Raw genomic sequence first — 8,381 nt, 5'->3', positions numbered from 1 at the left:
GTCGACCCCTACCGCGACTACCTGCGTCGACGCCGAAGCGAGGACCCTGCTGCGCCCGTCACCCACCTCCTGTGCGAGATCAAGGAGCTCGGCTACACCGGCAGCGCGAACCTCCTGGTTCGCTACATCACCCAGGGCCGCGTCGAGGGCGACAGGCCGCTCACCACTCCGCAGCGTTTCGCCCGCCTCCTCCTCACCCGCCCCGAGAACCTGCGCGACAAGGACACCGCGCTCCTTCGGGAACTCACCCAAACCTGCCCCGAGATGACCGAACTCGCCTGTCCAACCAGCGAGTTCGCTGTGCTACTGGCCGCGAAGGAAGGCAACGACGCCAAGCTCACCGACTGGATCACCCGGGTCCGCACCACCGACCTGCCCCACCTGCACTCCTTCACCAACGGCCTCGAACTCGACCGTGCCGCCGTCAATGCCGGACTCACCCGGCCCTACCACAACGGCCGTACTGAGGGCGTCAACACGCGAACCAAGAAGATCACGAGGCAGATGCACGGCCGAGCCGGGTTCCCTCTGCTCCGCCACCGCATCCTCCTCCAGTGATCACCGCACAGCGTTACCACCGATTACGGGAGAGACGATTTACAGTCCCCATATGGGCGAGCCTGTCCCGGGGGCCCGCCGCCCGCCTCAGAAGTGGTCGCGTCACCGGAGGCGCTGGTCGAAGGCCGGGGCGGGGGACGTGTCCTCGCGGCTGCGGTACACGATGTACGGTCTGAACAGGTACTGGACAGGCGCGCTGAACATGTGGATGAGTCGGGTGTAAGGGACGAGAGCGATCAGCGCCATACCCACTACCGCGTGCATCTGAAACAGGAGCGGCACCCCGGTCATGAGGTCCGTGTCCGGCTGAAGCCTAAAGAGGCTGCGTGCCCAGGGGGCGATGGTGTCGCGATAGTTGTAGCTGCTGTCGAGCGCGGAATGGGCCAGTTTCGCCCACATACCGAGCGCAATCGCCGACACCAGCACGAGGTACATGAGCTTGTCATTAGCAGTGGTCGCTCGGAAGACCGGTGCTCTGAACCGTCGCCGGTACAGCAGCATCGCGATCCCGACTACGGCGACGGCTCCCGCGACTGTTCCGCCGTATAGGGAGAACAGCTGGTAGACGTGCTCGTCCACCTTGATCGCGTCCGTCCATGCGGCGGGCACGAAGAGGCCCAGCAGATGTCCGGCCAGAACGAACAGAATGCCGTAGTGGAACATCGGCGAAGCGATCTTCAGGATCTTCGACTCGTAGATCTCCGAGGAGTGGGTGGTCCAGCCGAACTGGTCGTAGCGCCACCGCCATACCGTGCCGGAGATCAGCAACGCGAACATCATGTAGGGCAGGACGCCCCACAGCAGCGTTCTCATCCTGTTCCTCCTGGCATTCGTGTGCCGTATTCCATGTCCGCCCTGTCGCCGGTCCCTGTGTCGAGCAGGGGCAGCAGCGGCCGGCCGGCGCCGTAGGCCGCCAGGCCCACCTGTTCGCGGGGTGGCCCGGCGCGGACCATCCTCCGGGCCTCGGTGAGGTCCTGCGGCGAGGGCCCGGGCAGCGTTCGGCACACCGCGTCCAGGATCCGGGCGTACGGGGTGTCCGCCTCGGTGAGGGACAGCCGCAGCAGTTCGATACCCGGCCGGTGTTCCAGCAGCAGCTGAGGCCCGGCCTGGGCGCTGAACTCCAGGACCGCGGGGAGAAAATCGGGCAGTTCCTCACTCGTGAAGTCGAGCCCGTGCGCCCGGTAGACCTCCTTGAACCGCACGAGCGACATCCCGCGCCGCCGGGTGTCCCCGTCGCTCCACCAGCTCAGGTAGAGGCTGTGCCGGTTCTTGAAATCGAAGGTCCGCACGTAGTGGGCAGCGAGTTCCGCCGGGTCGATGGCACGGGCGTGCGTCAGGAAGGAGACGATGTCAGGGTCCTGGCAGCCCGATTCGATCAGTGGCAGCCGTTCGTGGAACATGGCGTCGGGGTAGACGAGGCACATACCGGCTGCCTGGTACACCAGAGCTGCCGCCCGCCGTGATCCGGTCACCGCACTCATCGCTGGCCCTTGATGTCCTCGACCGCGGGTTCTTCGTCGGCGTTCTGCCGCCGGGAACGCAAATGAAAATTCTCCAGCGTTACCAGGGGCAGGTGCTTGCGGCCCGAGTCTTGGCCGAAGGGGCCGTCCGTCGCCGGCCCCTGGCCGCCCATCCCAGGACCGTCCGCGTGGTCGAGACTGCACTCCTGGGGCACGGCCGACTCCTCCAGCCGCCGCGCGTCGCCCGCTGCCGCCGTGGGGATGACGTAGCGCTCGTCGTATTTGGCGAGTGCGAGTAGCCGGTACATGTTCTGGATGCCGGTGCCGTCCATGTGCACTCGGGCGGCGATGCCGGGATCCGGGTCCTGTCCGAGGTTGACGGCGCGCATGTGCGCACGCATCGCGGCCAGCTTCTCCAGCGAGTTGCGTACCGGTGCCACGTCCCCGGCGGTGAAGATCTCCGCCAGATATTCCAGCGGAATGCGCAGGGTGTCGATCGCGCCGAACAGGTTGCCGGCGTCCTCGCCGTCGAAACCCGTCTCGGCCAGCACTTCCGTGATCGGCGAAAGGGGCGGGATGTACCAGACCATCGGCAACGTCCGGTACTCCGGATGGAGCGGCAGTGCCACCCTGTGGCGCCGGATCAGAGAGAACACGGGGGAACGGCGGGCCGCTTCGATCCAGTCCTCCGGAATGCCCGCGAGCCCGGCCGCCCGGCGCACCGCCGGATCCTCGGGGTCGAGGAAGAGCCGCAACTGGGCTTCGTACAGCTCGGTGTCGTCCTTCGTCTCGGCCGCCGCCGTAACCTGCTCCGCATCGTAAAGGAGTACGCCGAGGTATCGCAGCCGCCCGACACAGGTCTCCGAGCACACGGTGGGCTGTCCCACTTCGAGCCTCGGATAGCACAGGGTGCACTTCTCCGCTTTACCGGTGCGATGGTTGAAGTAGACTTTCTTGTACGGGCAGGCTGTCACGCACTGCCGCCACCCTCGGCAGCGGTCCTGGTCCACCAGGACGATACCGTCCTCGCTGCGCTTGTACATCGCGCCCGAAGGGCAGGACGCCACGCAAGAGGGGTTGAGGCAGTGCTCGCAAATCCGGGGCAGATAGAACATGAACGTCTGCTCGAAGGCGAACTTGACCTTTTCCGAGGCCTTCTGCCGGGTTTTCTGCACCATAGGATCGAGTTCGCCGTAGCGCGTGGAGCCACCCAGGTTGTCGTCCCAGTTGGAGGACCACTCGATCTTCATAGGCTTGCCGGTGATGAGGGATTTGGGCTCTGCGACGGGATAATCGTCGCCCAACGGCGCGTCAGTAAGGTTCTTGTATTCGTAGGTCCACGGCTCGTAGTAGTCCTTGATTTCCGGTAGTACGGGATTGGAAAAGATGGACGCAAGCCGTCGGAAACGCCCCCCAGATTTGAGCTTGAGCTGCCCCCGTCTGTTCAGTTCCCAGCCGCCGCGCCATCGCTGCTGATCCTCGTACCGGCGGGGATAGCCTTGCCCCGGCCGGGTCTCGACATTGTTGAACCAGACATACTCCATACCCTCCCGGTTAGTCCATACTTCCTTGCAGGTGACCGAACATGTGTGGCAACCGATGCATTTGTCGAGGTTCATTACCATCGCGATCTGCGCCATGATCTTCATCAATAGGTGACTTCCTGCGAGCGGCGGCGGATGACGGTCACTTCGTCGCGCTGGTTACCGGTGGGCCCCAGGTAGTTGAATCCCCAGGTCAACTGGGCATAACCGCCGATGAGATGACTCGGCTTGAGGATCAGCCGGGTAAGTGAGTTGTGAGTGCCGCCCCGTTTGCCCGTGGCCTCGGTCTTCGGCACCGCCACTGTGCGTTCCTGTGCGTGATGCATATAGACGGTGCCCTCCGGCATCCTGTGCGAGACCACAGCCCGGGCCACCACCACGCCGTTGCGGTTGACAGCCTCGACCCAGTCGTTGTCCAGGACTCCGATGGCTTCCGCGTCCTGCGGAGCCATCCAGATGACCTGCCCGCCGCGTGACAGGGAGAGCATGAACAAGTTGTCCTGGTACTCGGAGTGGATGGACCACTTGTTGTGAGGAGTGAGGTAGCGGACCGTCACTTCTCGCTGACCGTCACTGCCGAGACGGGGTTCGCCGAACAGCCGGTTCATGTCCAGAGGCGGACGGTAGATGGGCAGCGCCTCACCCAGTTCGTGCATCCAGTCATGGTCGAGAAAGAGATGCTGACGTCCGGTCAACGTATGCCAGGGCTTGAACTGTTCGACGTTCTGAGTGAACGCGGTGTAGCGCCGGCCCCCGTTCTCGCTGCCCGACCATTCCGGAGAGGTGATGACCGGCACCGGGGCCGCCTGCGTGTCGGCGTAGCTGACGCGCCTGCCTTCGCCGTCGGCGGCCAGGAAGGCCATGGGTCTGCCGGTCCGTGCCTGGAGGGTGGTGAATCCCTGGGCGGCGAGCCGCCCGTTCGTCGTGGCGGACAGCGCCAGGATCGTGTCGGCGGCCTTCACCGCCGTGTCCAGAAGGGGCCTGCCCCGGGCCGCACCGTCCCGGGCGAGCCCGTTGCGCCGGCCGAGATCGACGACTTCCTCGTCGGGACGCAGCGTCACCCCCTTGGCGGGCAGTCCCAGCTTCTCAACGAGCGGGCCGAGCGCCGCGAACTTGGCCGCGACGGCGGAGTAATCCCGCTCCACCACCGTGATTCCTGGCATAGTTCTGCCAGGAACCGGTTCGCATTCGCCGCTTCGCCAGTCAAGAGCCACCCCACCAGGCTGTGCCGTCTCCCCCGGAGTGTCGTGCTGAACGGCGGTCGCCACCACGTCCCGGCGCACGCCGAGATGATCTACCGCGAGTTCACTGAAACGGCGGGCGATGTCGTGGAAGATGTCGAAGTCCGTACGCGCCTGCCATGGCGGATCGACGGCGGGGGTGAAAGCATGTACGAAAGGGTGCATGTCCGTCGTAGACAGATCATGCTTTTCGTACCACGTTGCCGCGGGGAGCACGACGTCGGACAGCAATGTGGAAGAAGTCTGCCGGAAGTCCAGTGACAGCAGTAGATCGAGCTTTCCCTCGGGTGCCTGCTCGTGCCAGACCACGTCCCGGGGACGCTGTTCCGGCCCGGCCTCAGCGGCGCGCAGCGAAGACTGGGTGCCCAGCAGGTGCTTGGTGAAGTACTCGGCGCCCTTCGCGGAGGAGCCCAGCAGATTGGTCCGCCACACGGTCAGCACCCGGGGCCAGTTGCGCGGTGCGTCGGGATCCTCGCAGGCGAACGCAAGCCGTCCCGCCTTGAGTTCCTCCACAATTCGGTCGGCCGGGGTATCTCCGGTGACCTCATCTGCGAGGTCCAGCGGATTCCTGTCAAAGGTGGGATAGGAAGGCATCCACCCCGCACGCGCCGAGAAGGCGAGGCAGTCCGCACCTGTCATGCCGGCGAACCGCCCGGTGCCCAAAGGGGAGGACAAGACGTCGGCGCAGAAGGTGTCATAGCGCCACTGGTCGGCGTTGAGGAACCAGTACGCGGTGCCAATCATCTGACGAGGCGGGCGTCCCCAGTCGAGTCCGCCCGCGAGTGTGGCCCATCCGGTGGCGGGCTGGCATTTCTCCTGGCCCACGTAGTGGGCCCAGCCCCCACCGTTGCGCCCCTGGCAACCGGTGAGCTGGAGCAGAGCCAGGAAGGTGCGATAAATGGTTTCCGAATGGAACCAGTGATTCGTGCCCGCGCCCATCAGGATCATGCATCGGCCTTGTGACTGCTCAGCGGTTCGAGCAAACTCCCGGGCAATTCTGATACAGCTTGCCGCCGGTACCGAGGTGTGACCCTCCTGCCATGCGGGCGTGCCCGACTGTGAGGCGTCCTCGTACCCGGTCGGCCACCGGCCCGGCAGATCCGCCCGGCCCACCCCATACTGGGCGAGCAGCAGATCGAAGACCGTGGTCACGAACCGCTCTTCACGGCCTCCGAGCCGGATCGCCGGTACCCCGCGACGCAACACCTCACCACGGCCCTGGCCGTGCTGGCCGCCGTCGGTGTCGAAGCGCGGCAGCAACACTTCGACACCCGCAGCATTTGGTTGCCCGTACAGACTCAACCGGGGGTTGATGCCTTCCAGGTCAAGATTCCACTTGCCGTGCCCCGAGTCGGTCCAGCGGAATCCCAGCGAGCCGTTGGGTACGGCCGGACGGCCGGTGACACTGTCCAGTACGACGGTCTTCCATTCAGCCCCCTCCGAGTCCTCCTCCACGTCGGATGCGCGAAGGAACTTGCCCGGAACATAGGCCCCGTCCCGCTGTGTGAGTGTGACAAGGAAGGGCAGATCAGTGAAACGCGTCACATAATCGGCGAAGAAAGAAGTTGAGTGATCGACGAAGAACTCTTTCAGCACGACATGGCCCATGGCGAACGCAAGCGCCGCATCGGTACCCGGATGGGGATGCAGCCACTCGTCAGCGAACTTCGCATTGTCCGCGTAATCCGGGGCCACCACCACGACTTTCTGACCCCTGTATCGGGCTTCGGCCATCCAATGTGCATCCGGCGTCCTGGTAACAGGTACGTTGGAGCCCCACATCAGCAGATACGCTGCATCCCACCAATCACCCGACTCCGGTACGTCTGTTTGATCGCCGAAAACCTGGGGGGACGCAACGGGAAGGTCCGCGAACCAATCGTAGAAGGACAACATCGGCGCCCCAATGAGACTCATGAACCGGGACCCCGCCGCGTGCGAGACCATCGACATCGCAGGGATGGGAGAAAAGCCCGCCACTCGATCGGGCCCGTACCGCTTGATGGTATGCACATGGGCAGCCGCGACGATCTCCGTCGACTCCTCCCACGTGGCCCGCATCAGACCACCCTTACCGCGCGCCTGCTGGTAGCGCCGTCGGCGTTCCGGGTCGGCCTGCACATCCGCCCAAGCCAGTACCGGATCGCCCAGCCGCTCTCGCGCCTCGCGATACATCTCCAGCAACACGCCCCGGACGTAGGGGTATCGAATGCGTGTGGGCGAGTAGGTGTACCAGGAGAAGGCGGCCCCGCGCGGACAGCCGCGCGGCTCGTACTCGGGACGGTCGGGGCCCACCGAAGGATAATCGGTGTCCTGGGTCTCCCAAGTGATGATGCCGTCCTTGACGTACACCTTCCACCTGCAGGACCCGGTGCAGTTAACCCCGTGCGTCGAGTTGACCACCTTGTCGTGCGCCCATCGCTCCCGGTAGAAGATTTCGCTTTCCCTACCGCCCTTGAGCGTGACGCTGTGAAGGTCGGCCGCCGGTGCCTCCCGCCTGAAAAAACGTCCCGCTCGCAGCAGAGTCGCGCCAGGCTCGCTCGGGACGATGTTATGGGTATCGGTCACCTTGTGCGCTCCCTATGTCTGCGTCAGGGCGACCATAGATGCCCCCGCGAAAAAGCACTTACGCGACACCCGCAACACGCGGAAGTATTACCATCTGTGTACGAGTAGACCTGTCGCCCGGTGCAGGCCTCGTCTTGAGGCACAGGGCGTTGACGCCTGATCTTTTACACACGAGACATTGTATCCTGAAGATCTGAGGACGGACATCTCGTAGTCGTGAAGAATTACCCGCCGCAGTTTAAGGCGGACGCGGTCGCGCTGTACCAGTTGCGGCCCGACGGGACGATCCGGCATGTCGCTGCCGATCTGGGGATCAATATCGAAATCTTTCGCGACTGGATCCGGGAGGCTGGTGCGAGTCGGCCTCGCGGCCGCCGGGCGACCGTACCGGCCGAGCCTCCGACGCCGCCGGAGGCGGAGAACACTGCCGTTCGGCAAACGGCGCGTGAGCCGGAGGGAGAACGCGACATCCTCCGCAAGGCGGCCCGGTATTTCGCAGCGGAGACGCGCTGGCGAACCGATGCCAGTTCGTTGAGGATCACCAGCGCCGATACGGCGTGAAGCGGCTCTGCGCCATTCTCGGGATCGCCCGCTCGTTCTATTACTGGCGTCGCACCGCGCGGCTCGTATGGCCCGCTAGGCCGCCGAAGACCGGCTCGCGGCGCTGAGGTTCCCCCGTTGTGCGGGAGCGGCTGATCAGCTGGTCCGGGTGGGTTGACGTGGTTTCAGGTTCACCGGTTCGGCCGCTGGCTGGCTGGCGTAGTGCTTCTCCTCGAACTCGATCGGGCTGAGGTACTGAGGTTGAAGTCGTGATGTTGTGTGGTGTCAGGTCTCTCTGATCTGCAGGCCGGTCTCGGCAAGGCAGTCGTCGATTACTGAGGTTGAACTCGTGATGTCGGTGGGTTGTTCAGGTGGGTCTGATGGGCAGGCGGGTCTCGGCGAGGCAGCCGTCTATGAGGTCGCTGTGGTACTGGATGTGCCGTAGGCCGCGTCGGATGCGCTGGATGAGG

At 64.7% G+C, this 8,381-nt stretch carries 6 protein-coding genes and 1 pseudogene; 2 read left to right on the top strand and 5 right to left on the bottom strand.

Annotated elements, in window-relative coordinates; translation table 11 throughout:
• On the top strand, positions 1–558 hold a 558-nt coding region (locus LCE31_RS32325; protein WP_225020755.1), incomplete at its 5' end, for a transposase.
• A gap of 102 nt (positions 559–660) precedes the next feature.
• On the opposite strand, the gene narI is transcribed toward LCE31_RS32325, so the two are convergent.
• From narI to LCE31_RS32305, 4 genes are read right to left on the bottom strand one after another with little or no spacing between them, the layout of a single operon-like run.
• The gene (narI, locus tag LCE31_RS32320) at positions 661–1,371 is read right to left on the bottom strand and encodes a respiratory nitrate reductase subunit gamma (protein ID WP_225020753.1); all 711 of its coding nucleotides are present in this window, start codon (positions 1,369–1,371) and stop codon (positions 661–663) included.
• Positions 1,368–2,039 carry a nitrate reductase molybdenum cofactor assembly chaperone gene (gene narJ / locus LCE31_RS32315; RefSeq protein WP_225020751.1) on the bottom strand — a complete coding sequence of 224 codons (672 nt, stop codon included), beginning with the start codon at positions 2,037–2,039 and terminating at the stop codon, positions 1,368–1,370. The genes narI and narJ overlap by 4 nt, the downstream gene beginning before the upstream one ends.
• Positions 2,036–3,667, bottom strand: coding sequence for a nitrate reductase subunit beta (gene narH, locus LCE31_RS32310; protein ID WP_225020749.1), 1,632 nt, complete (start codon positions 3,665–3,667; stop codon positions 2,036–2,038). The genes narJ and narH overlap by 4 nt, the downstream gene beginning before the upstream one ends.
• Positions 3,667–7,371 carry a nitrate reductase subunit alpha gene (locus LCE31_RS32305; protein ID WP_225020747.1) on the bottom strand — a complete coding sequence of 1,235 codons (3,705 nt, stop codon included), beginning with the start codon at positions 7,369–7,371 and terminating at the stop codon, positions 3,667–3,669. The genes narH and LCE31_RS32305 overlap by 1 nt, the downstream gene beginning before the upstream one ends.
• Positions 7,372–7,587: 216 nt before the next feature.
• On the opposite strand from LCE31_RS32305, the gene LCE31_RS32300 reads away from it, so the two are divergent.
• Entirely contained in the window at positions 7,588–7,932 is a 345-nt protein-coding gene (locus tag LCE31_RS32300; protein ID WP_225020745.1) for a transposase, read from the top strand.
• 346 nt (positions 7,933–8,278) lie between these two features.
• On the opposite strand, the pseudogene LCE31_RS32295 reads toward LCE31_RS32300, so the two are convergent.
• Positions 8,279–8,381: pseudogene (locus tag LCE31_RS32295) on the bottom strand (transposase); the annotation flags it as partial.

Origin of the sequence: Streptomyces sp. 8L (genome assembly GCF_020176795.1) — a bacterium.
GTDB lineage: Bacteria > Actinomycetota > Actinomycetes > Streptomycetales > Streptomycetaceae > Streptomyces.
Note: the sequence above shows the minus strand (reverse complement) of the source record. Positions and strands in the feature narration are given on the sequence as shown.

Bases quoted from the DNA above. Each gene is read 5' to 3' on its own strand.
- narJ (WP_225020751.1), bottom strand. From the start codon at position 2,039: ATGAGTGCGGTGACCGGATCACGGCGGGCGGCAGCTCTGGTGTACCAG.
- narI (WP_225020753.1), bottom strand. From the start codon at position 1,371: ATGAGAACGCTGCTGTGGGGCGTCCTGCCCTACATGATGTTCGCGTTG.
- narH (WP_225020749.1), bottom strand. From the start codon at position 3,667: ATGAAGATCATGGCGCAGATCGCGATGGTAATGAACCTCGACAAATGC.